We start from the raw sequence: 22,888 nt of genomic DNA on the forward strand, positions 1-22,888 counted from the left end.
GGCGCCTTTAATCTTCTGCACACTCTTTCAAGGCTGATCGGAGAGGTGGGCGAGCAGGGCCGTTTCGAGATCTTTCTCGAGCTCCTTTGCCCGGGCGATGTACTCCATGTTGCGTGAGGTCGGGATGGCAGGATCCCAAAGCTCGGCCAGTTCGCGCACGGTCATGCGGTCATGGTTGAAGAAAATCTTCTGCGCTTCGGCAGCCTCAAATTCTGTCAGGCCGATATTTTCCAGAACGTAGCGCCCTGCGCGCAGAGAGCTATCGAAAGTCTCGCGTACGATGTCATCCGCGCCGGCCTGGTAGAGCTTGTAGACGTGCGTGCGGTCATAGGCGCGGGCAATGATGTGCAGCTCGGGCCGTTGGGCGCGCGCATAGGCAACCAGCTTGGTGACCGACTCCGGGTTGTCCATGGCCGCGACGAGCACGCGCGCCTTGTCCAGACCTGCGGCATGCAGGATGTCGGGTCTGGTCGGGTCACCAAAATAGCCCTTGAAGCCAAAGCGCCGCATGACCTCAATCATCTCGATATCATGATCCAGAATGACCGTCTTGAAACCGGAGTTTTGCACCATCCGGTGCACGATCTGGCCAAAACGCCCGACACCCGCAATGATCACCGGACCTTCATCTTCAAAGGTGTCCTGTTCGCGTTCGACCCCGGCCTCGGTCATCTTGCGAGAGATCACGTCGAAGACGATGAAGAACAGCGGGGTCAGCAGCATGGTCAATGTGATCGCCAGCAGGACCTTGTCGGCCAGCGCCCGAGGCAGGACGTCGAGCTGACTGGAGAAGGAAATCAGCACGAAGCCGAATTCCCCCGCCTGCGCGAGACTGAGCGTGAACAGCATCAGGTTGCGGCGACGCAGTTTGAAGATCAGCCCGAGGACGAAAAGGATCAGGCCCTTCAGGGCCATCAAGCCGACCGCAATGCCGACAATCGTGAACGGGTCGCTGAGAAAACTGTCGAAATCGATGCCCGCGCCGACGGTGATGAAGAACAGCCCAAGCAAAAGGCCCTTGAATGGCTGAATATCGCTTTCCAGTTCATGGCGAAATTCGCTGTTGGCCAGAACGACGCCCGCCAGAAACGTGCCCAGAGCGGGGGACAAACCGACCAGATTCATCAGCGAGGCGATACCGATGACGATGGCGAGTGACAGCGCCGTGTACATCTCTGGCAGGCGGGCGGAGTGGATGAAGCGGAAGACGGGCCCGATCAGATAGATGCCCGCCAGAATGATCACCGCGACCGCACTCAGGGTCACCAGAGTGACCCCCCACCCTGGTAGACCGTCGACGAGGGAGACAGCCTCCTGAACGGCTTCGGCGTTGCCAACGGTCAGGGAGCCATCCGGTTGCACGACCGCCAGCGTGGAAATGGCGAGCAGCGGCATGAAGGCGATCATCGGGATGACCGCGATGTCCTGCGTCAGCAACACTGCAAAGGCGGACCGGCCCCCTTGGGTCTGCATCAGCCCCTTTTCTGACAGGGTTTGCAGCACGATGGCAGTCGAGGACAGAGCGAGGACCATGCCGATGGCCAGCGCCGCATTCCAGTCCAGCCCAAAAGCCATGCCCGCGCCCATTACGGTGAGCATCGTCAGGATCACCTGCAAGCCCCCGAGGCCGAGCAGTTTGCTGCGCATATCCCAGAGCGCCTTAGGCTCCAGCTCAAGCCCGATCAGGAACAGCATCATCACGACGCCGAATTCCGCAAAGTGTTGAAGGCTATGGGTTTCATGCCCGACAAGGTGCAGAACAGGCCCGATCAGTATCCCCGCAGCAAGATAGCCAAGCACCGATCCTAAGCCGAGGCGCGCGGCGATCGGTACAGCGATCACGGCAGCGGTCAGGTAGATCGTAGCCTGGTAGAGAAAGCCTTCCATATCATCTCCTTGTGGCGGCTCCCGAACACTTTTGGGGGCGGCACCCTGCCAAATATAGTTGGCATCGTGTTGAAAAAGATCTGTGACAGGGTCCGTTTTTGAGGGCTACGCAGGATGCGCTGCTGAACTGGGTTCACTTGGCTGAGGCAACTGTCACCACTGCGATGATAGATATCCACCACGCTCAGGCAACAGACGAAACGTGATCACATCAGCGAAAAGTCGGCGAGCGATCGGTGTCAGCCGTCTTTTGGCATCCGAAGTGTCAGGTTGCGGTTGGATTTGATGTAGCGCAACTCATCCGCACCGATGGCCGCGACGCGCCCTCCGTCAAGTTTGTCGCCAACCTTCACCTTGAGGATCCGTCCATTGGACAGACGCACCAATGCCGAGCGATTGGACGGCTTGCCCATGACGCCGAGCAGGTTCATGGCGTTCAGCTTGAGCGCGTTCTTTTCCGTGGCCTCTTTCGCGACAGAGGCGCGTGTCGGGCCGGGGGGCTGAACGGTGGGCGCCTGAATTTGCGGTTCGGCGATGGGTCGACTGGCCGCCTGAGCCGCAGCAATCGAGGCTGCAAAATCGTTTGGACGGGCGCGGGGGCGAACGGCCTCTGCGGTTGCCAGCTCACTGCCCGTCTCTTCCAGGTCTGAGACCTCTTCTGGGTCCGCCTCTTTGATCAAGGCGGTGACCAGATCCTCAGGGCGCGCCTTGGGATGAAGCTGACCGGGCGGGGGGAGGGCTGACCTGTCGGGCGTGGGGGCCGTGGCTGGCTCTGCCTGGGCGTCCGTTTCAGGGGGCGTTCCAGTTGCCGTCGGTGCAGCGTTGGGTGTTGCGAGGCTCTCAGAAAGAGCGGCATCTTTGGTCGCGTCCGGGCGCGGCGGTGGCACTTTGCTCGGCGCGCCCAGATACACGAGGTGACCTTGCGGCGTCATGGCGCCTTTGGATGTACCAGCGACGAAGCCCCGCTCGTCCAGCGCGAACTTCTGGTCTGCTGCCGGGGGATTTGGCGGAGGTTGAAGTCCGGTCCCCACCTCTGGCCGAGCCTCGGGGCTGGGCAGGCCGACGACATCCTTGACGCGGTCAGCGGGGGAGACTTTGGAAAAGCGGATGTCGCCCAGCTCCGACGGGATCGGCGCTACGGATTGCGTGGGCGCCCGTTGCCAAATGCCGGTGGCGGCATAGCGCGCAGACGCTTCTGCGGGCGTTGAGGGATCGGTGCGCAGGGGCATGTCCGACAGGGGGGGGGCGGGTGCTGGCGCAACGGCTTCCCCGAGGTCTGGCAGGTCGATATCCGAAGAGGGAATGCCCTGTTTTGCCGTTTCAAGTGAAGGCACCGGCTGGGACGGGCTGGATGTGCCACCGTTTGCAGACGTCTCAACGTCTACAGACACGTCAGCGTCGGTTTGGCCCGGAAACAAGCCGAGGGTGTGATCGCTGCTCAGCAGTGCTGCACCCGCGGCGCCCAGTATCACAAAGCATATCAACAGCACAGTCATCTTGCGGCGTGCTGCCGGAGGATCCGCTTCCGCACCTCGTGCACCGAAAATCGTCATCTGCTCCGCTTCGTCCTCGGCGGGGCGGAGCGGCATAGTTGCCAATGCCGGCTGCGCGCCGGTAGACCCGGCGGTGCTTTGGTGTGCAGAGCCTAGTTCGGGCAGTGAGGTCTGCTGTCTCGTGCTGTCAGTCTTTACTGCCGAGGTCGTTTCTATATGGGGCGCAATCTGCGGAGTGAGGGCCTCTGGTCCCATGATGTCACGGCGACGTGGAAAGAGTATCTCGGGAAGAATCAGCAAAGGCCTGGTCGACAAGTTAGCCTCCGAGGAGGCAGGAATTACGGGTGTCTGCATGCTGTCAGCAGGCACGACATCCTCTAGCATGGGCAACTGCACGACATCGCGCTCAACAATCTCGCCGCCCAATTCTTGCGTGGCGAAATAGGTCGGACCGAAATAGGCCTCGCCAGAATATACGCCCGGCTCAGGGATGGCGACGAAAGACACCGGGTTGAAACCGTATTGGCTGGCAAAACCCTCAGCTTCCTCCAGAGTCTCGCGGGCGACAGCTGCAATCTGTGTGAAACCGCCTGACACGGACCAGGAAAAAGCCAGTTCTTCAATGTGATATGGGGTTTGGCCAACCAGAGCACGCATCACCATGTCGCGCCTGTCAATCTCGGTCACGTCGCCGGTCTCGATGGCAATATAGCGAATCTGATCGTTGGGGATGATCAGTTTGCAATGCATCGGCATAGGGTCACGGACCTGCGCGCGCTGCATCAGATGTGACAGATCAGTTTCCAAGTCCTCCGACGCAAGGTTCACATCCCCCACGCGCGCCCATCCCGTGGATGTACGATGAAACAGCGCGAGGCCAGCGGAGGTGAAGTTCAGAGCAAAATTCGGTCGCATGTCTGGTCGTTTGGGCTTTCGCCAGAAGCTGAGGGGACTGGAACCCCGTATGGAAGGAGTCCCACGAACGACAACCCAGAGGGCTCGCATTGATGTTGCGAGAGTATCGCAGTGAGACGGCGACGCAAAGCGAAACCCAAACCATCGGCAGAAAACGGTCGATGGTACCGCGTGAGATCAGTCGATCTGGCACTTTGTGGCAACCAGCCCCTCTTCAATAGGGGCTTTTCCCTTTGACCTTGAAGTCAACGCATTGAAATCGCGTTGTGAAATGTGCCTGCTCAGCGCAATAAAACTAAGAGGCAATCTGGACGAAGTGAACAGGATCAACCCGTCTCACTGTGTTTTTCACGCGTCGGACCTAGAAAAATCCAGCACATTCTATGTAAAAATATATGGGGTGAGGAGGGACACTGTGTGCCAAAATGGGCCTGTTTTGGACGATATGGCCGTCAAATGTCATGGCATTCCGGCGAGCGAATGTCGAACGCGCCGACTGGAAAAATGGGATCGCATTTGGTGCCGATGCTCAAGCTAGACGAATGGTCGGGTCTTGATGACAAGGTGCGTGGGAGTGGCGTGATATTTGTAAGTGAGCCTTAGGTGCGGTTTAAAGTGAGGTTGGCGAGCATTGGCCAATATTCTTGCGGAACGCGTCGCAAATTCCGGCCAGTTAGCGCAACCAGAACCCTGCGCGTTTCAGACGGTTTCGGATGGCCTGTTCCTTGCGCGGCAGATCGGTTTGATCGAACAGTTCCCGCACCTTCTTGCCGCGGCCCTGATAGATCATGCGCTTCATGGGCTCATAATTCTTGAGGACTTTCTTGATCTTGTTGGGGCCAGTCACAGCCTCGAGCGCGGTTATAACAGCCTCTTTTTCGCGCGCGTAAAGGAGTGGCAACATGCGGTAATGGCAGCTGATTTGTCCATCCAGAAGGCCCTCTGGCAGCGTGTCGCGGCCGCCTCCGAGAGCATGGATCACAAGAGGCAGCGCGATCTGATCCAGCCAAGGGTCAAGAGGCTGGCAAACAAGTGCGGCGGGCGGGTCGACTCGGATCGACAGCGCGATATCCAGAAAAAGCTGTCCAAAAATACGAGGGCATCGATAGAAAAAAAAACCTGCATTAAAATACAGGTATCGCCGCCAGAATTCATCGGGCCATTCATGGTCAAGCGAGGTCTCAAAGGTTAGCCCGAATCTATCATAAAGGCTTTTCCATATTTCTGTGTATCCAGGGCCATAGAGTTCAATCACTGGCCACGTGCCTTCGCGGCGAAGCGAGGCTGTGGGGCGAGCGAAATCAAAGGGCACCCGCGTCACTTCGTCCATAATCAGGGTGTCGCTGTCGAAAAACACGAATGCCTCTCCCTCCGGGAGAAATCTGAGACATTCTATTTTGTTTCCATATCCATAGGAGGCACCAAAGTGGCGGCTTTCAAAAGGCAAGATTTCAGCTCCGAGGGACGTTAGCAGTATCCGGAGATCTTCGTTATCGATGCGCGGATCCTGCGGCCACAGAGGGCCAGGCTGCGGCTCTGCTACGAACAGGCGGCCCTTGAAACCGGGGCTGTTGGCGCGCAGTGAGGCCGCGAAAAGTACAGCTTCATACTGGAGCCGACCGGATTGACCGACAATGACGATATTGAATGTCTGGTGCTCTTCCATCCGACCCATCCGATCTGATCAAGCGTGTAATTTCATGTGAAAACCAATTTCGGTAGCATAGTGGAACCAATCTTTCAGCCAAAGTCATCTGCAATAGGTGAACGAAAGTGTTGGGTTTGGCCAAGCGCAATGTAAACCAAGGCAAATAGAACAAAAGCGTATCATTCAGTGGAAGGACTTTGTTGCGCAAATCAGCTGACGGAAAGTTCTCGCCTTACCCCAGACGGATTTATCCCACGGCCTTTGTGACGGGGATGCCGAGGGCGGTGTAGCCGTTCAGGATCGCGATGCGCACCTGGACCTTCTCGACCTAGCGGTCGAAGTCCCGTGCCATCAGGCGTTGGCTGAGTAGTTTCACACAATGCATCCAATCGCCGGGAAAACGATCCCACGGATCGTTTTCTGGCCCGGTTCATATCTTGATGCGACTCCGGCGGTGATATCCGCTCCAGTTCCGCCAGAGCGCCCGACGATGCGCGGAGTGCGTCGTTCCTGGCGATGGCACCGGCGGTGGTTGGCGTCCATTGCAGGGCATTTCGGCGTGGCGTGATGACCGCGGCCGCACTGCGATCTGCAATGGCGTTGTGGCATTCGCGCGTGTCGTAGGCACCATCCGCGGTCACACTATCAATCTCCTGATCGCGCGGTATCTGGTTCAGCAGATGAGGTAACATCGGTGCATCCCCCGTGTTGCTGCCGGTGATCTCGACGGCTCTGATTTCGAGCGTTTGCTCGTCGATGCCCCGTCTCGGCAGATTGCTTCGCAATCGCCTGCCGGGCAGTGGATGTGGATCTTGCGCCAGACACGCCGTTTGCGGCCACCGTGCTTGCGGGTGCTCCATTCGCCTTCCGCTTCAACCTTGATGCCGGTGCTATCGATAAGCAGTTGCAGCGGGCCTTTCGAGCCGCAATACGGAATGTTGACCGCGAGTGTCTCCTGACGTCGGCAGATGGTGCTGAAGTCGGGCACAGGCCAGTCCAGCCCCGTCAGCCGCAGAAGACTTTCCACAAACCCAGTCGTCTGACGCAGCGCCATCCCGAACAGCACCTTCAAGGTCAGGCACGTCTGGATCGCGACGTCACTGAAAGTCCGCGATCTGCCCCTCTTGCCGGAAGGTTCGGCATCCCAGTCCATCTCGGGATCGAACCAACCCCTCGTGACATTGCTGCGCAATGCACTGCCGGTCAGTGGATCGTCAGAGATTCGCAGCGCTTCAGCGCCGCGTTATACTCAGCCCAGTTCGTCGTCTTGTAGGTCGGTGAGGTCGGTTTGCTCATGCGGGCCAGCTACCACATTGGGTTCACAACATGAAGCCCTCTTGGATTTGTGCAACACAGCCATCGAACAGCATAACCGAAAGGGTTAACATTTAAATCCTTGGTACTCAGGATTTTGCAACAATTCCGCGCCACAGCACCGAACTATATAGCCTGCGGCGAGCCAACAACTTTGTATTTGGATTATTGACAATGATCTCTTAGGACAGTGCGCTCAAAAATCTTCCCAAGTATCAGTATTGTGAGTTCCGGTTGCAACTGATGCGTTCACCGCTTTGGAGACAGGCTTGGGTTTTGTGGATACTTGCGCTGCTGCGCCGAATGGCACCACCTTCGCAGTGCCGCGTGCCAACTTGAATTGCCCAAGTGCGCGACGCAGGCTAACCGCTTCCTGAGTCATTGAACGGCTGGAATCCAATGTGTGCTGAAACTTGGCCGAATTATCTTGAGTGGTGCGGTCCAGATGCGCAACGGATGTATTGATTTCGCTTACTCCGGCTGATTGCTCATTTGCCGAGGTAGCGATATCCGAAATATGAGAGGCAATCTTCGCAACGGACCCAGAAATCTGGTCCAGCGACACTCCGGCCTCATTGACCAGAGAGACGCCCTCTTTAACGTGGTTGCTACTCTCCGTGATAAGCACATTGATTTCGCGAGCCGCCTCTGATGATCGCTGCGCCAGTGCGCGCACTTCCGAGGCAACGACAGCAAAGCCGCGCCCGGACTCACCCGCTCTTGCAGCTTCAATACCGGCATTCAGTGCGAGGAGGTTGGTTTGAAATGCAATATCGTCGATAACATCCATGATCTGAGCGATTTTACCCGAGCTGTTCTCGATTGCCCCCATGGCCGTGACAGCCCGGCGCACGACCTCGCCGCTTTGAGCCGCGTTGCCACGCGCTTCGGTTGCGATGACGTTTGCCTCCGACGCTCCCTTGGCGGCAAGTTTGACCGAGGACGTCAGTTCTTCGATCGCTGCGGCGGCCTCTTCGAGAGAGGCAGCAGATTCAATTGAACTGCGGGCGACAACTTCAGCCGAGCTGCTTATCTCTTCGCCGCGGTGCTCAAGACTGACTGAGGTCTCGCTGATCGTGCCTATCAGATCGGCAAGCTTATTCACTGCACCGTTAAAGTCACTCCGCAACGCTTCATAGCCATCGGGGAAAGGGTCCTTCAGCTGCGAACTTAAATCTCCAGTCGCAAGAAGCTTCAGGCCACGAGCCAATTCCGAAACCGCCACCTCCTGCTCGGCCTTGCGCCTCGCTGCCTCACGCTCAAGCCCTGCGCCATGACGAATATCCTGGCGGAAAGTCTCGACCGAGCGCGCCATTTCCCCGATTTCATCCGCTTTTTGAACGAAGGGTATTTCACTGGAAGAATCACCTTGGGTCAGGCTTCGCATGCGCGCATTCAATTTGTTGATAGGTCCTGTGACGCTTCTCGCAATGAACCAGCTGACAACGCCGAGACACAAAAGACCGATGCCAAAGGCGATATAGGCCCGCATCCTGATATTGGCGATTTGGGCTTCGATATCCTCGATATAGGAGCCTGTCGCAATGACCCACCCCCATGGGGTGAAGGCGCGCGAGAAGCTCATCTTGGCGAGCAGCTCGGAATTTTCGCCTCCGGTGCGTTGCGTTGCGTAAAACACCACGCCGCCACCGCCTTGCGCCGCTTTCAACAACGAACCGTAGACATCCACACCATTAGGATCAAGGGCGCCTCCCTTGCGCGCGCCAACTTGGTCGGGGCTCCGACCATGCGCCTTGACGGTGGTGTCGTAATCAAACGCGAAGAGGTAGTTGCCGTTATCATACCGCACTTTCTGGAGCAGATCGACAGCTTCTGCCTGCGCTTGCTCCAGGGTCTTTTTTCCGTCTATGACATCCTGATTCAACGCCGCGACCAGGCTTGCTGATGAATCCACAACGTCACGCAGGTGTGCTTCGCGCATGCTGTAGATGTTTCTGACTGTGATATCGTACATCGTGAATGCAAGCGCTGCGCTCGCAAATATCGAGACGATGATGATCGAATAGATACGGACACCGATCCTGAGGCCCCTAGTTGGTTTCATTGCCGCATCTCCTATGGCGTTTGCGCAAGGAATGAACTGAAAGTGTAAAGTCCAAGTTTATCCACGCGCGGAAACCAGAAGGAAACCTGTGGCATTTTAGGAAGCCTCTTGGTGTTTGATCCCATGGTTTGATGGTGCGTTCCTTTCTCAGGCTAGGAAGGAGGCTTTATGGGACAAGTTCGTCACGGGAGCGCCACGACCACGCACGCCGTCAGAGCTGCAATACAGCGATGCAAGCTTCGCTCGCGCAGCTACCTGAGCGCGTTCCAGTCGTTTACAGCTTGGGCGTCACCAATGGCCATGCCGATGAGAACGTCTTTACAGGCGGACGGGGCACTACGAAGACACGCGGCATGGACGGAAAGAGAGATGCACCTCCGGGCAGCGACTCGCCTTGTTGCTCCGATACCTGACAGCAAACCCCGATGGCTTGGTCAAAAAAGAAGACCATAAGAGGCCAGTTCTGATTGCAATGTTCACGGTCTCCCGTCTGAACGAAGTTGCCCAACTTCATATGAGCGACATGCAAGGTAGGGGAGGAATCTGGTGTTTCGATTTCAACGAAGCTGATGGGACGAAACGGAAGAACAATGCTTCTGCCCGCCTTGTACCTGTACACTCAAAGTTCCCTGGTTTTGGGCTGTTGGACTTGGTGTAACGTAGGTGCGCAAAGGCACACGCTTGGCTCTTCCTTTCGCTTACCTACACAACCCAGAACGGCTACGGGAGAAATGTCGGGAGATGGTTCAACAAGAAGCTGTTGCCTACCCTATGCATGAAGCGAGGTGGCTTGGTGTTTCAAAGCCTAGCCCATTCGATGATAACTCGACTATCGCAAGCCGATGTGCCTGACAGCATGGTCATCTGTTCATAGGTCATGGCGGCAAGCGATGCGCTGCGGAGTGCACTTTGTCCAACCAGCACCAGCGCGCGCGACATCGACTGTGCTTGCCGGGGAGATTGGGTGCGGAGCGAGACCCTCACGTGGCGCGTCCTGCCGCTTGGGTGCATCGTCTTCGGCAAGGTCCCGCGGAAGTAGCATATGCCGTGCCGGGAGGTCGTCAGATAGGAGGCCAGTTGCATAGCCGTGTTCCACCAAAGTGGCGCACCGGCAATGCCGTGTCATAAGTATCTGAAAAGAAAGGTGATGGTGGGCGACCCTGGAATCGAACCAGGCGTGGGTCTCCCCGGCGGAGTTACAGTCCGCTGCCGCACCTTGCAGCCCGTCGCCCTGATCTGCTGTGACCGTGTGGCCCCTCGCTGATCGTGTGGGGTGATTACCGGGGCCTCCGCGGGTCGTCAACCGGAAAAACGCAACGAGCTTGCTTGCAGTGAACTCAGCAGCAGCATAACACGCCAAAACCAGTTAGACTGGCGCAAATTGGCAGGGAAAAACCGACTTCGGTATCCCGTCGGTATGTGAACGGTATCCCGTCGGTATTGCGTTGCAGCATTTTGGCGCAGCACCCCGCAGGATTCTGTGCACGACGTCGCACAGAGATCGGGGCAGGCGACAAAATGCGCACAGGAGAAGAAGATGAAGAAGCCCAAGTGGATCGTCGAGAAGGAACAGGCCAAGAAGGCGAGCGCGGCCGAGACCGTCTGGCTGTTCGGGCTGCATGCGGTGCGTGACGCTCTGGAAAATCCGGCCCGTGAGAAACTGCGCCTCGTGGTGACGAAGAACGCGCTCGACAAGCTGGCGGACTCCATTGCGAAATCCGGCATGGAGCCGGAGATCAGTGATCCGCGCCGCTTTGATGCGCCGATCGATCCGCAATCGGTGCATCAGGGGGCGGCTCTGGAGGTCCGGACGCTCGACTGGGGATCGCTGATGGATCGTTGCATGGGCGATGGCACACGGCCCCCACGCGTCGTGCTGCTGGACCGGGTGACGGATCCGCATAACGTCGGGGCGATTCTGCGGTCGGCTGAGGTGTTTGGTGCCTGCGCTGTCGTCGCGCCGCGCCACCACTCCGCGCCCGAGACCGGAGCCCTGGCCAAGACGGCTAGCGGCGCGCTGGAGCGGCAGCCCTATCTGCAGGTGCGCAATCTGGCGGATGCCATTCAGGAATTGCAGAAGATGGGCTATCTGGTCTTCGGTCTGGCGGGCGAGGCCGAACAGACCATTGATCAGGCGATGGAGGGCGTGCGCGATCGCCCCATCGCGCTGGTGCTGGGCGCCGAGGGGCCGGGTCTGCGCGAGAAAACCCGCGAGACCTGCGATGCGCTGGTGCGAATCGAATATGCGGGCGACTTCGGCTCTCTCAACGTGTCGAACGCCGCTGCGGTGGCGCTCTATGCGGCGCGGGGCTAGGGCCAGTCTGAGGGGAGAGGGGCTGGGGGAAAGTGCCTCGCCATAAACGCGTCGTTCACATTCGTATTACAACCTCTTCTTATTCGCTTGGCCTGTCCTAATTACCATAGCAGAGGCTTCGGCACGGAACGCCGTCGTTTCCCTTTACTGTCCCTCGTTCCGCACTCGCGCCCAAGGTTTACCTTGGGCGCTTTTTTCTGTGCGGGGTCTTGTGAAAGGGCGATGAGGGGCGGGGGGGGCATACATCAGTTTAGGGGTGCAGGGGCGGGCGACCTTGATAGACTGAGGCCAACCGAATGGAGGGCACACAATGCCGATGGATGAGACCTACGCCGATGCGGATCTGAAACGCATCCTGAGTGACACCAAAGTGGTGGCTGTTGTCGGAATGACCCCCGATCCGGCCCGGCCTGATCATTTTGTCCCGGAGATCCTGCAAGCCCATGGCATGCGAATCGTCCCGGTGAACCCGAAATTCGCGGGTCAGGAGATTTTGGGGGAAACCGTCTATGCCTCGCTGACCGAGGCGGGCGCGGCGCTGGGAGAGGCCATCGAGATGGTCGATGTCTTTCGCCGCCCCGAGCAGGTGCCCCCCGTGGTCGAGGAGGCACTGGCCGCCTTGCCGGGGCTGAAGACGATCTGGATGCAGGTGGGCATCGCCCATGCCGAGGCGGCCGCGACAGCGCGCGCGCAGGGTGTTGAAGTCGTGATGAACCGTTGCCCGAAGATCGAACTGGCGCGGCTGTTCTGAGCGGAAACGGGCGGCTGGGCGCTCGGGCGGGGCATTCAGTTGTGGGGGAAGAGGGGGCTTTGCCCCCGGTGCGCGGGGCGCACCTCAACCAGAGTACAAGGCAAGAAGAAGCCGGGGCGATTACGCTTGCGGGCGCGCGGCCTTTTCGCTGATGCCGGAGGTGCCTTCGCGGCGCTCAAGCTCGGCCATGACATCAGCCAGCGTCACGTCACGGGCGGTCAGCATGACCAGCAGATGGTAGAGCACATCGGCGGCCTCGGACGTCAGGCGGTCGCGGTCGCCCTTGATGGCTTCGATGATCGCCTCAATGGATTCCTCGCCGAATTTCTCGGCGCATTTCTCCGGGCCCTTGTCGAGCAGTTTGGCGGTCCAGCTGGAGGACGGGTCAGCGCCCTTGCGGCTCTGGATCGTGGCGGCGAGTTTTTGCAGGGTGTCGGTCATTGCAGCCTCATGGGGATGCCGGCGGCGGCCATGTGATCTTTGGCCTGTGCTATGGTGTAGTCGCCGAAGTGAAAGATCGAGGCGGCGAGGACGGCGGAGGCACCGCCGATGGTCACGCCCTCGACAAGGTGGTCCAGATTGCCGACGCCGCCTGAGGCGATCACCGGCACCTCGACCGCGTCGGAGATGGCGCGCGTCAGGGGCAGGTTGAAGCCGGCGCGTGTGCCGTCGCGGTCCATCGAGGTCAGCAGGATTTCCCCCGCACCCTTGGCGGCGACGAGGCGGGCGAAGTCGACCGCGTCGATGCCGGTGGGTTTGCGCCCGCCATGGGTGAAGATCTCCCATTTCCCGGGGGCGACGGTCTTGGCGTCGATGGCGCAGACGATGCACTGGCTGCCGAAGTGGTCGGCGGCGCGGGCGATCACGTCCGGGTCGGCCACGGCGGCGGAGTTGAAGCTGACCTTGTCGGCGCCCGCCAGCAGCAGGGCGCGCACATCGGCGACGGTGCGCACGCCGCCGCCGACCGTCAGCGGGATGTAGCACTGCTCAGCCGTGCGGGTGACCACATCGAACATGGTGCCGCGGTTTTCATGTGTGGCGTGGATGTCGAGGAAGCAGAGCTCGTCCGCGCCGGCGGCGTCATAGGCGCGCGCGGCATCGACGGGATCGCCCGCGTCGCGCAGATCGACGAAGTTCACGCCCTTGACCACGCGGCCATCAGCGACGTCGAGGCAGGGGATGATGCGGGTCTTGAGCATGGGGACCTCGGGGGGCGATGGAGTTGAGTGCGGTTTAGCGCGCTTTGGCAGGGCTGGCCAGTGGGGCCCTTGTCGGTGTGTCGCGTCAGTCTTTCGGCTGGGCGATGAACAGGATCAGCCGCGTCAGGCCCCAGAGCATGGCGACACCGGCGCAGATCGGGAACAGGATCAGCGGCCCCCAGGCGGCGAAGAAGCCCAGCGAATAGGCGAGGTCGGTCAGATCGCGCCCGAGAAAGACGCAAGGATGCGAGGATCCTTCGTCGATCTGGCAGCCGAGCGAGGCAAGGAAGCGCACCAGCGCCAGCGCCAGCAGCCAGGCCGCGATAGGGGCCAGCGTGCCGATCAGGCCGATCCGGTTGAGCAGGCGGTATTTGCCCGTGTCGCGGCGCGCCATTGCGCCTATGCCTTCAGCAGGGCCAGCGCCTCGGCCAGATCCAGCGCGCCGTCATAGAGCGCTCGGCCCGAGATCGCGCCGTTCAGCGGGGCTCCGCAGGTTTTCAGCGCCCGCAGGTCATCGAGCGAGGAGACGCCGCCCGAGGCGATGACGGGGATCGAGACGGCGTTGCCCAGCTCGGCCGTGGCCGCAACATTGGGGCCCTGCATCGCGCCGTCGCGGTTGATGTCGGTGTAGATGATCGCCGCAACGCCTGCGTCCTCGAACGAGCGGGCAAGGTCGATGACCTGCACGTCGGTCTCGGTTGCCCAGCCCTTGGTCGCGACAAAGCCGTTGCGGGCGTCGATTCCGACCGCGACCTGACCGGGAAAGGCACGGGCTGCCTCGCGCACCAGCGCAGGGTTTTCCACCGCAACGGTGCCTAGTATGACGCGCGCCAGCCCGAGCGACAGCCAGCGGTCGATGGTCGCCATGTCGCGGATGCCGCCGCCGAGCTGCGCGGGCACCTTGGTGCGCTTGAGGATCGCCTCGACCGGGGCCGCGTTCACCGGAGTGCCAGCGAAGGCGCCGTTCAGGTCGACGAGGTGCAGCCATTCGCAGCCTGCCTCGACGAACTCCATCGCCTGAGCGGCGGGGTCATCGTTGAACACGGTGGCCTTGTCCATGTCGCCTTTGAACAGACGCACGGCCTGGCCGTCTTTGAGGTCGATAGCGGGATAGAGGATCATCGCGAGGCCTTTATTGCTGCTTGGAGGTCTTTTGCCTCTGTGCGCGTGGGAATGCAATGCGACGCATCCGTCGCGGTTGACCCAGCGTCGGCGATAAATCTGCTGGCCCCGACGCTGCGGCATGATTGCGCGAAACAGGCCCGTGGATGCAGGCTGAGCGCGGAGGAGCGCAGAGGAGGAGAGCGCAATGAGGATTACAAAACTGTATGCTGCGGTGGCCCTGTTAGCCCTGTCGGCAGGTGCCGCACTGGCCGATCCGGTCGAGGGGCAGTGGAAGACACAGGCGGATGACGGGGCCTATGCCGTCGTCACCGTGACGCCCTGTGGACCGGCGTTTTGCGGCGTGATCAGCCGCACGTTCAATGACAGCGGTGAATATGTCAGTGAAAACAAGGGCAAGGCTATCGTCTGGGATATGGTTGCCAAAGGCGGTGGCAGCTATAAGGACGGCAAGATCTGGCAGCCTTCGACCGGCAAGATCTACCGTTCAAAAATGACGCTGGAAGGCGGTCTGCTGAAAGTGTCGGGCTGCATCGGGCCGATCTGCAAGACACAGACCTGGCTGCGGGTGAAATAAGGCAGAGGGCGGGGCCGCGATGCCCCGCCGTTTGGTGCTCAGGGGGCCCAGGTCAGGAAGTTGGCGATCATGCGCAGGCCGGTGCCCTGACTTTTTTCCGGGTGAAACTGCATCCCGATCATGGTGTCGCGCCCGACAATGGCGGTGACGGGCTGGCCATAATCGACATGGGCAATCCGCTGCGCGGGGTCAGTGACGCTCATGTGGTAGGAGTGCACGAAATAGGCGTGCTGGCCGGTCTCAATGCCTGTCAGGACCGGGTGCGGCTGATCAATGACAAGGTCGTTCCAGCCCATATGGGGCACTTTCAGCGATGTGGCGCCGGGTGCAGGGTCGGCGGGTGTGATGCGTGTCACCTCGCCGTCGATCCAGCCCAAGCCTTTGGTTTCGCTGTACTCATGACCGACCCGCGCCATCAGTTGCATGCCGACGCAAATGCCGAGGAAAGGGCGTCCTTTGACCTCGACCGCCTCGCGCAGCGCCTCCAGCACCGAGCCTTCGCCCGCCCCGGCAAGGGCGGCGTGACAGGCGGGAAAGGCACCATCGCCGGGCAGCACGATGCGATCGGCGCGCGCCACGTCTTCAGGGCGGGCCGAGACGATGACCTCGCCGCCGCCGACCTCAGCCGCCATGCGCTGAAAGGCCTTCGCGGCAGAGTGGAGGTTGCCGCTCTCGTAGTCGATCAGAACTGTCAGCATTCAGAGGATGCCCTTGGTCGAGGGGATGGCATCCGCTTTGCGCGGATCGGATTCAACGGCGACGCGCAGGGCGCGGGCGACGGATTTGAACGCGGCCTCGGCGATGTGATGTGAATTAAGACCGTGCAGGCGGTCGACGTGCAGCGTGATGCCGCCGTGCGTCGAGAAGGCCTGGAAGAATTCGCGCACCAGTTCGGTGTCGAAGGTGCCGATCTTGTCGGTCGGAAAGTCGACGTTCCACACCAGATAGGGGCGGCCTGACAGATCGAGGGCAGCACGGATCAGCGTGTCATCCATCGCAAGGTGGCAATCGCCATAGCGGTTGATGCCGCGCTTGTCGCCAAGCGCATCGGCCAGCGCCTGACCCAGTGCGATTCCGACATCCTCGACCGAGTGGTGATCGTCGATATAGGTGTCGCCCTTGCAGGTGATCGCCATGTCGATCAGCGAATGGCGCGAGAGCTGGTCCAGCATGTGATCAAAAAAGCCAACGCCGGTGTCGTTCTCGTAGCGGCCGGTGCCGTCGAGGTCGATGAGGACCTGAATGTCGGTTTCGGCGGTGCTCCGGGTGATCTGGGCTCTGCGCATCGTGTCCTCCGGGTGCGGGATCTGGGCTGGATGCGGCGCTTATAGGATGCTGTGCGAGAGACGCCAAGGGGGCCGCCGTGCGATTGCGCGCAACACGTTGCGGGAAAACCCGTGGTGTCAGACGTGACCGGGCAGCGTCAGGGAGATTGCGGCGCCGCGGGCATCCTGACTGTCCATCACCTCGATCGTGCCGCCGAGGTTGCAGACGATCTTGCGCGCGAGGGTCAGACCGATGCCGGAGCCTTCGCAATCATCGCGCGGCCGCAATGTGCGCAGCATGTCGAACACAGCGGTGCGAAAGCGGCTGGGAATGCCAGGGCCGTCATCCGCGACGATGATGCGGACCATCTGATCTTTTGCGATGGCCGTGATGTCGATATGTCCAGTTGTCATGTCGTGGTGTTTGACACTGTTCGAGAACAGCGCGCCAAACAACTGGGCAAGCTCGTTTCCCGGTCCTGAGAGGCTGGCCGTGCCACGGATCGACAGAGTGAAACCGTCGGGCAGCGGGGCGGTACTGAGGCTGCGGCTGATGATGTCGCTCAGCCGGTGATCCTCAGTCGGGGCGGCCATACGGCCGATGCGGGAGTAGTCGCGCAGGTCCAGCAGCATCCTGTCACAGCGTCGGGCCTGAATGCGCAGCATCTCAAGGTGTTCTGCCAACATCCTTTGCTGGGGTTCAGGCAGGGGCGTCAGGTCTTCTTCGATGAAATCGGGAATCGTCAGGATGGCCCGAAATCCGGTGCGCAGATCGTGGGTGAGGACATAGAGCAGTTCCTCGACCGGGTCCGGGACGACATTGGGGCCAAGCGCGGCGGCACTGGCGGGCAGGGTGTGATCTGAGGGTGCGCTTTGGCCTGTCATGGGCACAGACTGTGACGCGGAGCGCTAACAACCGCTGAACTTTTCCTGTGGTGCGTCTGCGAACTGGGGCAAATTCGCAGACAATGCGACAGATAGCAGGTGAGGATCTTAACGAAACCTCAAGCCTGCTGAGAAAGTCTTGCGGTGCGACATGTGCAGAGTCTGCTCTCGAAAAAGGCTCTGTCTAGCAAGGAGGTTTCCGATGGATATTGATAAAACTGCAATTCATGCGACATCCGCGGCACGGGCCACGGCACTGCGGGCCTTTGCCACACCGCCCGAACCTGAGCCTGCCAGCATCGATGTATTGGTGCTGGATGACAGCCAGTTCGACGCGATGTGCATCCTGCGTGAATGCCGCCGCACAGAGCTGCCCGTCCGGGTGACAATCGCGACGAACATGGATCACTTCCGGGAATTGCTATCCAAGCAGAGGTATCACCTTGTTTTCATTGACTACATGCTGCCCGATGGCGACGGCCTCGCTGCGCAGCAGATTCTGCGCGACGGCGAAAAGAACGGCCATTCGCCTGTTGTCATGATCAGCGGCGAGGCTCGCCATGACGTCGCTGTTCGGGCGATGAAAGGCGGCTGTATCGACTACAAGTCCAAGACGGATCTGACCAAGGATGCCTTGAAATCCCTGATCCTGCGCGCTCTGGAAGAGGGCAGCAAGCTGGCCCGCTCTCATCTGGATCAGTCCATGGCGCTTCAGAAACAGGACATTGTCGCGGCGATCCGGGATGTGCTGCGCGAAGAGATGTCGTCGCTTGCCATGACGCCGTTTGGGGCGCCAGAGGCGATGCGTCGGATGCTGCAAAGCTATGGTCTGATCCCTGAGGGCGATGGTTATGACTGGTCGCAAGTGCTGGACGACCCCGCGGCAAATTTTGTGTTCCGCACCCACTGAAGGCTTTGATCCCTGGTGGTCGGGGCCTCCCGGTCAGCAGGGGGTTATCAGGTTGTTGGTAGAGACAGCGCCGCGTCGGATCTCCGGCGCGGCTGTTTTTGTCGCGCCAGACCCATCGTATTCTGTTTGGCGCGCGTCGCGGCGTACCAAGGTGGCATCAGGTCGAGCCAGCAAGCGCCGCTTGTGCCTGTTCCCGCGCCTGCGGCGGGTGAAGTTGATGGGCTGACTGACAGGAGCCATCGGCCAAAGGCTGAGCCCGCCCGTTGGAGAGCCAAATGCCGCCAGAGCAGGGCACGCGAGCCGCATTGATCACAGAAAACCGCGGTCCCGGTAGGTCTTAAGGATCTCCGCAATTGCGAAGTCGTCGATCGGTTTGGTGAAAAAATGCTCAACCATTCCCGTGTTGACCGAGCGAGCAATGTCGCGGTCATTGTCGGAGGAGGAGAACATGACAACGATCTGATGATCTAACCTGTCATCGGTCAGCCTGTTTTTCAACTCGTCCAGTGTTTCAAAACCGTTCAGTTCGGGCATGTTGATATCCATCAGGATCAGCGTCGGAATGTTGCCCGAAAGGGCTGCCCCCTCTGGCCGGCCAAAGTACTTTTGCAGAAAATCGAGTCCATCGACAGCCTCATCCATCGGTGCGAAGCAGCCAGTCTTTTGCAGGCGGCGGCGGGCGATGTAGCGATCCGACTGAACGTCATCGACGATATAAGTGTTGATCATTCAGTGACCTCCATCATTGGGAAGGAGAAGATGAAATCGGTGCGTTCAGGGCTGCTGCACAGAACGATGGTGCCGCCCAGGCGCAGGACGTTCTTTTGCACCAGTGCAAGGCCGAGGCCATGGCCCTTGCTATGGGTCGAGCGGCGAAACATCTCGAACACGCGGGGTTGGTCAGCCTCTGGAATGCCGACGCCATTGTCGCCGATCAGGATGCTGACAGCGCCATCCAAAGTCCGAAGTCGCACCTGTACCCAGTTTTCGGCTATGTCGGGGTTTTGAAAACGGCAGGCGTTGGACAGCACGTTTTCGATCACGGTGCTGAGGGTCTGGCGTTCGGTCCGCACGCAGGACGGGCCGTCCATTTCCACTGTGATGGCGGGTTTGGGGCGGCCATCGGCGGGCAGGTCATCCCAGCAGGCAGCGACAAGGCGGGGCAGGTCTATCACCTCCTCCGCAACTGGCGAGAGACCAGCGCGCGCCAATGTCAGGACCGCTTCGACCTTATGGATATTGCGGCGGCTGGTCTTCAGGGCGTCGGTGATATTGTGGCGCGTTTCAGAGAGTTCCCCGGCATCGAGGTCTTCCAGACACAGCTCCAGCAGGCCAGCGATCGTGGCGAGGGGGGCGCGCAGATCGTGGCTGGCGGAATAGGCGAATTGCGTCAGCTCTTCGTTGAGGGCGGCGAGGTGATCGTTGCGGGCCGTGATCTGGCGCTCATGCTCCAGCCGGTTGGTGATGTCGACGAGGGTGACCAGGACGCGTGGCCCGTCGGGCAGATCGATCTGACTGAGGGAAATTTCAACTGATGTTTCCTGCCTGTCCAGCCCGAGTGCCTTGAGCGAGCGCCCCCCCGCCATGGCGTGGGTACGGTGGCTGAGGGCGTGACCGGCGCGATAGCGGGCGTGGGCCTGGCGCGATATCTGCGGCACGTAGTCATCGACGCAGGAGCCAACCAGTTGCGACTCCGTGCCAGCCAGCAAACGGCAGGCCGCGTCATTGACCAGCTCAACCGTGCCGTCTTCGGCGACCATCATGATGGCGGCACCGGCGGCATTCAGTGCATCGGCGAGGTGTCTCTGACTGTGATCCGGCGAGGTCAGGGGCCGGCAGGTCATATAGCTGACCTGCTCCTCTCCGATCTGCAGGGGGGTGATGTGGAGGTGCGCGGAAATCGGGCCATCTGCCGCCAGAATGTCGAAGGGGGCCGCAAGCGCATGCGCTCCGGAGCGGGCGAGTGAGGCAGTGAGGCTGGCGCGCTGTGGGGCCTTGGGCAGCAGCGCCATGAGGTCGCGCCCGATCAGCGCCTGTGTGGCGCCGGCGAACAGCTGTTGGGCTGCATCGTTGCACATCTGGATCGTAGAGGGGCCTGTGATCACGAATGCGGGGACCGGCGACAGATCGAGCGCGAGGCGCAGGGCAGTGTTGTCGCCCCCGTAAACCGGCGCAGGTCGCGTCTGGGGCAACGCTTGCGCGTCAGCCGGGGCCACAGACCGCCGCTGGCTCAGCGTCCGCGCAGCTCGGTCGACGGTCTTATCCATGCCGGCACCGGCGCGTTGCCGGGCTCCCGGACACGCCGGGACAGACTGGGGCACCTGCAGCTTTGGCCGCCACAGTGCGATCCGCGACGTCAGACTTCTGATACTGTGTCATGAGCACACCTTCGACCACTGGCCCGACATATGGCATCGCCAGTGATCCCCGGTTCCAGGGTTGGACTGCATGTCACAGGGCGGCGGGGGGCAGAATTGCCCCGGTTCGCCCGCTGCGCGCCCCGCACCCTTCTAAGTGCGGCGATGGCCTAAAGGACCGTTATGAACCTGCACTTTAGGACAGGTTCAGTTGCGGATCTCTTAACAACTCCAAAGCGCCCATTTGGGCAGGTGCGTGGGATATGAGGTTTCATCCCGCTTCATAAAACTTTCATCGAAACGATACTTTTTCGTTTTCCACGACCCTTAGGACGCCCAGCAAGACTAAGGGATTATTGCATTGCTGAACATCGAGTTACTGACCAAGACTTTTGGCCGAAACACTGCCGTTGAGCGCGCCTCGATCGCCGTCGACAAGCCGATGATGATCGGCATCATCGGGCGCTCCGGCGCGGGAAAATCGACCCTGCTGCGGATGCTGAACCGGCTTGAGGACAGCTCCTCCGGCAGTATCCATTTCGAGGGGCGGGACGTGACGCGCCTCAGCGGGGCGGCGAAACGTGCCTGGCAGGCCGATTGCGCGATGATCTTTCAGCAGTTCAATCTGGTGCCGCGGATGGATGTGGTCAGCAACGTGCTGCATGGCACGCTGAACCGCCGCTCGACCCTTGCCAGCCTGTTCAGCCTGTACCCGACGGACGACATTCACCGCGCCATCGACATCCTCGACCGCCTTGGCATTGCCGAGCACGCGCCCAAACGCGCCGAGGCGCTGTCGGGTGGCCAGCAGCAGCGTGTGGCGATTGCCCGCGCGCTGATGCAGGACCCGAAGATGATCCTGGCGGATGAACCGATTGCCAGCCTTGACCCGATGAACGCCCAGGTCGTGATGGAGGCCCTGCGCCGCATCCACGAAGAGGACGGGCGCATGGTCATCGCCAACCTGCATACCCTCGACACCGCGCGCCGCTATTGCGACCGGGTGATCGGGATGCGCGACGGGCGCATCGTCTTTGACGGCACGCCCGAACAGCTGACCACCAGCATGGCGCGCGAGATTTACGGCGCCGATGCCAGCTTTTCCGAAAAGGCGACCTCGACCGAGATCGAGGCCATCGACCGCGTCACCCCCCACGACATGCCGATCCCGGCCTGACACATTCATCTGCCTTGCGCTGACATCGCGCGGGCATAATCCATGGGAGTTCCAAAGATGAACAAACTGATCGCCGCCGCCCTCGCCACCACCGCGCTCTGCGCGCCGGCCATGGCCCAAGACAAGATCACTGAGTTCCGCATCGGCGTTCTGGGCGGCGAAAACGCCCAGGACCGCGTGCAGAGCAACGCCTGCCTGGTCAAGTACACCGAAGAAGCCCTGGGCGTTCCGGTCAAGGTCTTCACCCCTGCCGACTACGACGGCGTGATCCAGGGCCTGCTGGGCGGTACGCTGGACATGGCCGTCATGGGCGCGTCGTCCTACGCCAAGATCTACCTCGAAGACCCCGAAGCCGTGACCCCGGTTCTGACCACTGAAAACCCCGATGGCAGCTTGGGCTACTACTCGATCGGGTTCGCGCGCAAAGACAGCGGCGTGAAAACGCTGATGGATCTTCAGGACAAGAAATTCGGCTTTGGTGATCCGAACTCGACCTCCGGTTACCTGATCCCCTCGATCGAGATCCCCGAAGTCACCGGCCATTCCATGGACAACGGCGATTTCTTTGGCGAGGTCGTCTTCACCGGCGGTCACGAGCAGACCATCGTTGCCGTCAACAACGGCGATGTTGATGCAGGCGTCACCTGGGCCGACGGCATGGGCAACTGGGAAGATGGCTACAACAACGGCGCGTTGCGCAAAGCGGTTGATGCCGGCCTCGTCGACATGAACGACATGGTCGAAATCTGGCGCTCGGACGTCATCGTCAACGGCCCGCTGGTGCTGCGCAATGCGCTGCCCGCCGATGTGCGCGCCAAGATGACCGACATGATGGACAACCTCTACGAAACCGATGCCGATTGCGCCTATGGCGTTGTGGGCGGCGACTCGCTCGGCTTCACGCCGATCACGGTTGATGCCTACAAGTCGATCTTTGCAGCCCGCAAAGCGGCCATCGGCGGCTGATCCCAGCGCTTCGCGACACGGCGGCTCCCTTCGGGGGGCCGCT

General features: G+C 60.5%; 19 protein-coding genes, 1 tRNA gene and 2 pseudogenes. 7 read left to right on the forward strand and 15 right to left on the reverse strand.

Going from position 1 to position 22,888, the window contains the following annotated elements:
- Positions 1–27: 27 nt before the first annotated feature.
- From F3W81_RS01410 to F3W81_RS01430, 5 genes and pseudogenes are all read right to left on the reverse strand, one after another.
- Complete coding sequence (locus F3W81_RS01410; RefSeq protein ID WP_193081869.1) at positions 28–1,887, reverse strand: monovalent cation:proton antiporter-2 (CPA2) family protein; 1,860 nt, start codon at positions 1,885–1,887, stop codon at positions 28–30.
- 239 nt (positions 1,888–2,126) lie between these two features.
- Positions 2,127–4,295 (reverse strand): hypothetical protein, encoded by a 2,169-nt coding sequence (locus tag F3W81_RS01415; protein WP_193081871.1) that lies wholly within the window; start codon positions 4,293–4,295, stop codon positions 2,127–2,129.
- Positions 4,296–4,968: 673 nt separating this feature from the next.
- Complete coding sequence (locus F3W81_RS01420; protein WP_226941796.1) at positions 4,969–5,961, reverse strand: hypothetical protein; 993 nt, start codon at positions 5,959–5,961, stop codon at positions 4,969–4,971.
- A 229-nt stretch (positions 5,962–6,190) separates the two neighbouring features.
- Positions 6,191–7,239, reverse strand: a pseudogene (locus F3W81_RS01425) (IS5 family transposase).
- A gap of 214 nt (positions 7,240–7,453) precedes the next feature.
- A complete protein-coding gene (locus F3W81_RS01430; RefSeq protein WP_193081874.1) occupies positions 7,454–9,322 on the reverse strand; it encodes a methyl-accepting chemotaxis protein in 1,869 nt (622 codons plus the stop codon).
- A gap of 168 nt (positions 9,323–9,490) precedes the next feature.
- Here F3W81_RS01430 and F3W81_RS21220 point away from each other — a divergent pair.
- Positions 9,491–9,594: pseudogene (locus tag F3W81_RS21220) on the forward strand (IS481 family transposase); the annotation flags it as partial.
- A gap of 876 nt (positions 9,595–10,470) precedes the next feature.
- On the opposite strand, the gene F3W81_RS01435 reads toward F3W81_RS21220, so the two are convergent.
- A tRNA-Tyr gene (locus F3W81_RS01435) sits at positions 10,471–10,554 on the reverse strand.
- 305 nt (positions 10,555–10,859) lie between these two features.
- On the opposite strand from F3W81_RS01435, the gene rlmB reads away from it, so the two are divergent.
- Together rlmB and F3W81_RS01445 are read left to right on the forward strand one after the other, a co-directional pair.
- A complete protein-coding gene (gene rlmB, locus F3W81_RS01440; protein ID WP_193081876.1) occupies positions 10,860–11,636 on the forward strand; it encodes a 23S rRNA (guanosine(2251)-2'-O)-methyltransferase RlmB in 777 nt (258 codons plus the stop codon).
- A 310-nt stretch (positions 11,637–11,946) separates the two neighbouring features.
- A complete protein-coding gene (locus tag F3W81_RS01445) occupies positions 11,947–12,387 on the forward strand; it encodes a CoA-binding protein (RefSeq protein WP_193081878.1) in 441 nt (146 codons plus the stop codon).
- A 120-nt stretch (positions 12,388–12,507) separates the two neighbouring features.
- Here the strand turns inward: F3W81_RS01445 and F3W81_RS01450 are convergent, their stop codons facing one another.
- The 4 genes from F3W81_RS01450 to hisA form a co-directional block, all read right to left on the reverse strand.
- Positions 12,508–12,828, reverse strand: coding sequence for a phosphoribosyl-ATP diphosphatase (locus F3W81_RS01450; RefSeq protein WP_193081880.1), 321 nt, complete (start codon positions 12,826–12,828; stop codon positions 12,508–12,510).
- Positions 12,825–13,586 (reverse strand): imidazole glycerol phosphate synthase subunit HisF, encoded by a 762-nt coding sequence (gene hisF / locus F3W81_RS01455; RefSeq protein WP_193081882.1) that lies wholly within the window; start codon positions 13,584–13,586, stop codon positions 12,825–12,827. Before hisF ends, F3W81_RS01450 begins: the two co-directional genes overlap by 4 nt.
- A gap of 85 nt (positions 13,587–13,671) precedes the next feature.
- Positions 13,672–13,980 (reverse strand): hypothetical protein, encoded by a 309-nt coding sequence (locus F3W81_RS01460; protein WP_226941797.1) that lies wholly within the window; start codon positions 13,978–13,980, stop codon positions 13,672–13,674.
- A 5-nt stretch (positions 13,981–13,985) separates the two neighbouring features.
- Positions 13,986–14,708 carry a 1-(5-phosphoribosyl)-5-[(5-phosphoribosylamino)methylideneamino]imidazole-4-carboxamide isomerase gene (gene hisA / locus F3W81_RS01465; protein ID WP_193081883.1) on the reverse strand — a complete coding sequence of 241 codons (723 nt, stop codon included), beginning with the start codon at positions 14,706–14,708 and terminating at the stop codon, positions 13,986–13,988.
- Positions 14,709–14,895: 187 nt separating this feature from the next.
- Here hisA and F3W81_RS01470 point away from each other — a divergent pair, with 187 nt between their 5' ends.
- Complete coding sequence (locus F3W81_RS01470; protein ID WP_193081884.1) at positions 14,896–15,285, forward strand: DUF2147 domain-containing protein; 390 nt, start codon at positions 14,896–14,898, stop codon at positions 15,283–15,285.
- A 38-nt stretch (positions 15,286–15,323) separates the two neighbouring features.
- On the opposite strand, the gene hisH is transcribed toward F3W81_RS01470, so the two are convergent.
- The 3 genes from hisH to F3W81_RS01485 form a co-directional block, all read right to left on the reverse strand.
- A complete protein-coding gene (gene hisH / locus F3W81_RS01475) occupies positions 15,324–15,983 on the reverse strand; it encodes an imidazole glycerol phosphate synthase subunit HisH (protein WP_193081885.1) in 660 nt (219 codons plus the stop codon).
- A complete protein-coding gene (gene hisB / locus F3W81_RS01480) occupies positions 15,984–16,571 on the reverse strand; it encodes an imidazoleglycerol-phosphate dehydratase HisB (RefSeq protein ID WP_193081886.1) in 588 nt (195 codons plus the stop codon). It lies immediately after the preceding gene.
- A gap of 117 nt (positions 16,572–16,688) precedes the next feature.
- Positions 16,689–17,435 carry a sensor histidine kinase gene (locus tag F3W81_RS01485; RefSeq protein ID WP_193081887.1) on the reverse strand — a complete coding sequence of 249 codons (747 nt, stop codon included), beginning with the start codon at positions 17,433–17,435 and terminating at the stop codon, positions 16,689–16,691.
- A gap of 202 nt (positions 17,436–17,637) precedes the next feature.
- On the opposite strand from F3W81_RS01485, the gene F3W81_RS01490 reads away from it, so the two are divergent.
- Positions 17,638–18,345: a response regulator gene (locus F3W81_RS01490; protein ID WP_193081888.1), complete on the forward strand. Its 708-nt coding sequence runs from the start codon at positions 17,638–17,640 to the stop codon at positions 18,343–18,345.
- A 309-nt stretch (positions 18,346–18,654) separates the two neighbouring features.
- Here F3W81_RS01490 and F3W81_RS01495 read toward each other — a convergent pair whose 3' ends face one another.
- A complete protein-coding gene (locus F3W81_RS01495) occupies positions 18,655–19,074 on the reverse strand; it encodes a response regulator (RefSeq protein WP_193081889.1) in 420 nt (139 codons plus the stop codon).
- On the reverse strand, positions 19,071–20,612 hold the full coding sequence (locus F3W81_RS01500) for an ATP-binding protein (protein WP_193081891.1): 1,542 nt from the start codon (positions 20,610–20,612) through the stop codon (positions 19,071–19,073). The genes F3W81_RS01495 and F3W81_RS01500 overlap by 4 nt, the downstream gene beginning before the upstream one ends.
- Positions 20,613–21,063: 451 nt before the next feature.
- Here F3W81_RS01500 and phnC point away from each other — a divergent pair, with 451 nt between their 5' ends.
- Positions 21,064–21,879, forward strand: a complete 816-nt coding sequence (gene phnC / locus F3W81_RS01505; protein WP_193081893.1) for a phosphonate ABC transporter ATP-binding protein — start codon at positions 21,064–21,066, stop codon at positions 21,877–21,879.
- Positions 21,880–21,936: 57 nt separating this feature from the next.
- The gene (gene phnD, locus F3W81_RS01510) at positions 21,937–22,845 is read left to right on the forward strand and encodes a phosphonate ABC transporter substrate-binding protein (protein ID WP_193081895.1); all 909 of its coding nucleotides are present in this window, start codon (positions 21,937–21,939) and stop codon (positions 22,843–22,845) included.
- The last annotated feature ends 43 nt before the right edge of the window (positions 22,846–22,888 follow it).

The organism is Pseudooceanicola spongiae (genome assembly GCF_014899185.1).
In the GTDB taxonomy this organism is placed as follows: Bacteria; Pseudomonadota; Alphaproteobacteria; order Rhodobacterales; family Rhodobacteraceae; genus Pseudooceanicola; species Pseudooceanicola spongiae.

Excerpts from the sequence above, each read along its gene's own strand:
- F3W81_RS01410 (WP_193081869.1), bottom strand. The coding sequence starts at position 1,887 with ATGGAAGGCTTTCTCTACCAGGCTACGATCTACCTGACCGCTGCCGTG.
- F3W81_RS01415 (WP_193081871.1), bottom strand. The coding sequence starts at position 4,295 with ATGCGACCGAATTTTGCTCTGAACTTCACCTCCGCTGGCCTCGCGCTG.
- F3W81_RS01420 (WP_226941796.1), bottom strand. The coding sequence starts at position 5,961 with ATGGAAGAGCACCAGACATTCAATATCGTCATTGTCGGTCAATCCGGT.
- F3W81_RS01430 (WP_193081874.1), bottom strand. The coding sequence starts at position 9,322 with ATGAAACCAACTAGGGGCCTCAGGATCGGTGTCCGTATCTATTCGATC.
- rlmB (WP_193081876.1), top strand. The coding sequence starts at position 10,860 with ATGAAGAAGCCCAAGTGGATCGTCGAGAAGGAACAGGCCAAGAAGGCG.
- F3W81_RS01445 (WP_193081878.1), top strand. The coding sequence starts at position 11,947 with ATGCCGATGGATGAGACCTACGCCGATGCGGATCTGAAACGCATCCTG.
- F3W81_RS01450 (WP_193081880.1), bottom strand. The coding sequence starts at position 12,828 with ATGACCGACACCCTGCAAAAACTCGCCGCCACGATCCAGAGCCGCAAG.
- hisF (WP_193081882.1), bottom strand. The coding sequence starts at position 13,586 with ATGCTCAAGACCCGCATCATCCCCTGCCTCGACGTCGCTGATGGCCGC.
- F3W81_RS01460 (WP_226941797.1), bottom strand. The coding sequence starts at position 13,980 with ATGGCGCGCCGCGACACGGGCAAATACCGCCTGCTCAACCGGATCGGC.
- hisA (WP_193081883.1), bottom strand. The coding sequence starts at position 14,708 with ATGATCCTCTATCCCGCTATCGACCTCAAAGACGGCCAGGCCGTGCGT.
- F3W81_RS01470 (WP_193081884.1), top strand. The coding sequence starts at position 14,896 with ATGAGGATTACAAAACTGTATGCTGCGGTGGCCCTGTTAGCCCTGTCG.
- hisH (WP_193081885.1), bottom strand. The coding sequence starts at position 15,983 with ATGCTGACAGTTCTGATCGACTACGAGAGCGGCAACCTCCACTCTGCC.
- hisB (WP_193081886.1), bottom strand. The coding sequence starts at position 16,571 with ATGCGCAGAGCCCAGATCACCCGGAGCACCGCCGAAACCGACATTCAG.
- F3W81_RS01485 (WP_193081887.1), bottom strand. The coding sequence starts at position 17,435 with ATGACAGGCCAAAGCGCACCCTCAGATCACACCCTGCCCGCCAGTGCC.
- F3W81_RS01490 (WP_193081888.1), top strand. The coding sequence starts at position 17,638 with ATGGATATTGATAAAACTGCAATTCATGCGACATCCGCGGCACGGGCC.
- F3W81_RS01495 (WP_193081889.1), bottom strand. The coding sequence starts at position 19,074 with ATGATCAACACTTATATCGTCGATGACGTTCAGTCGGATCGCTACATC.
- F3W81_RS01500 (WP_193081891.1), bottom strand. The coding sequence starts at position 20,612 with ATGGATAAGACCGTCGACCGAGCTGCGCGGACGCTGAGCCAGCGGCGG.
- phnD (WP_193081895.1), top strand. The coding sequence starts at position 21,937 with ATGAACAAACTGATCGCCGCCGCCCTCGCCACCACCGCGCTCTGCGCG.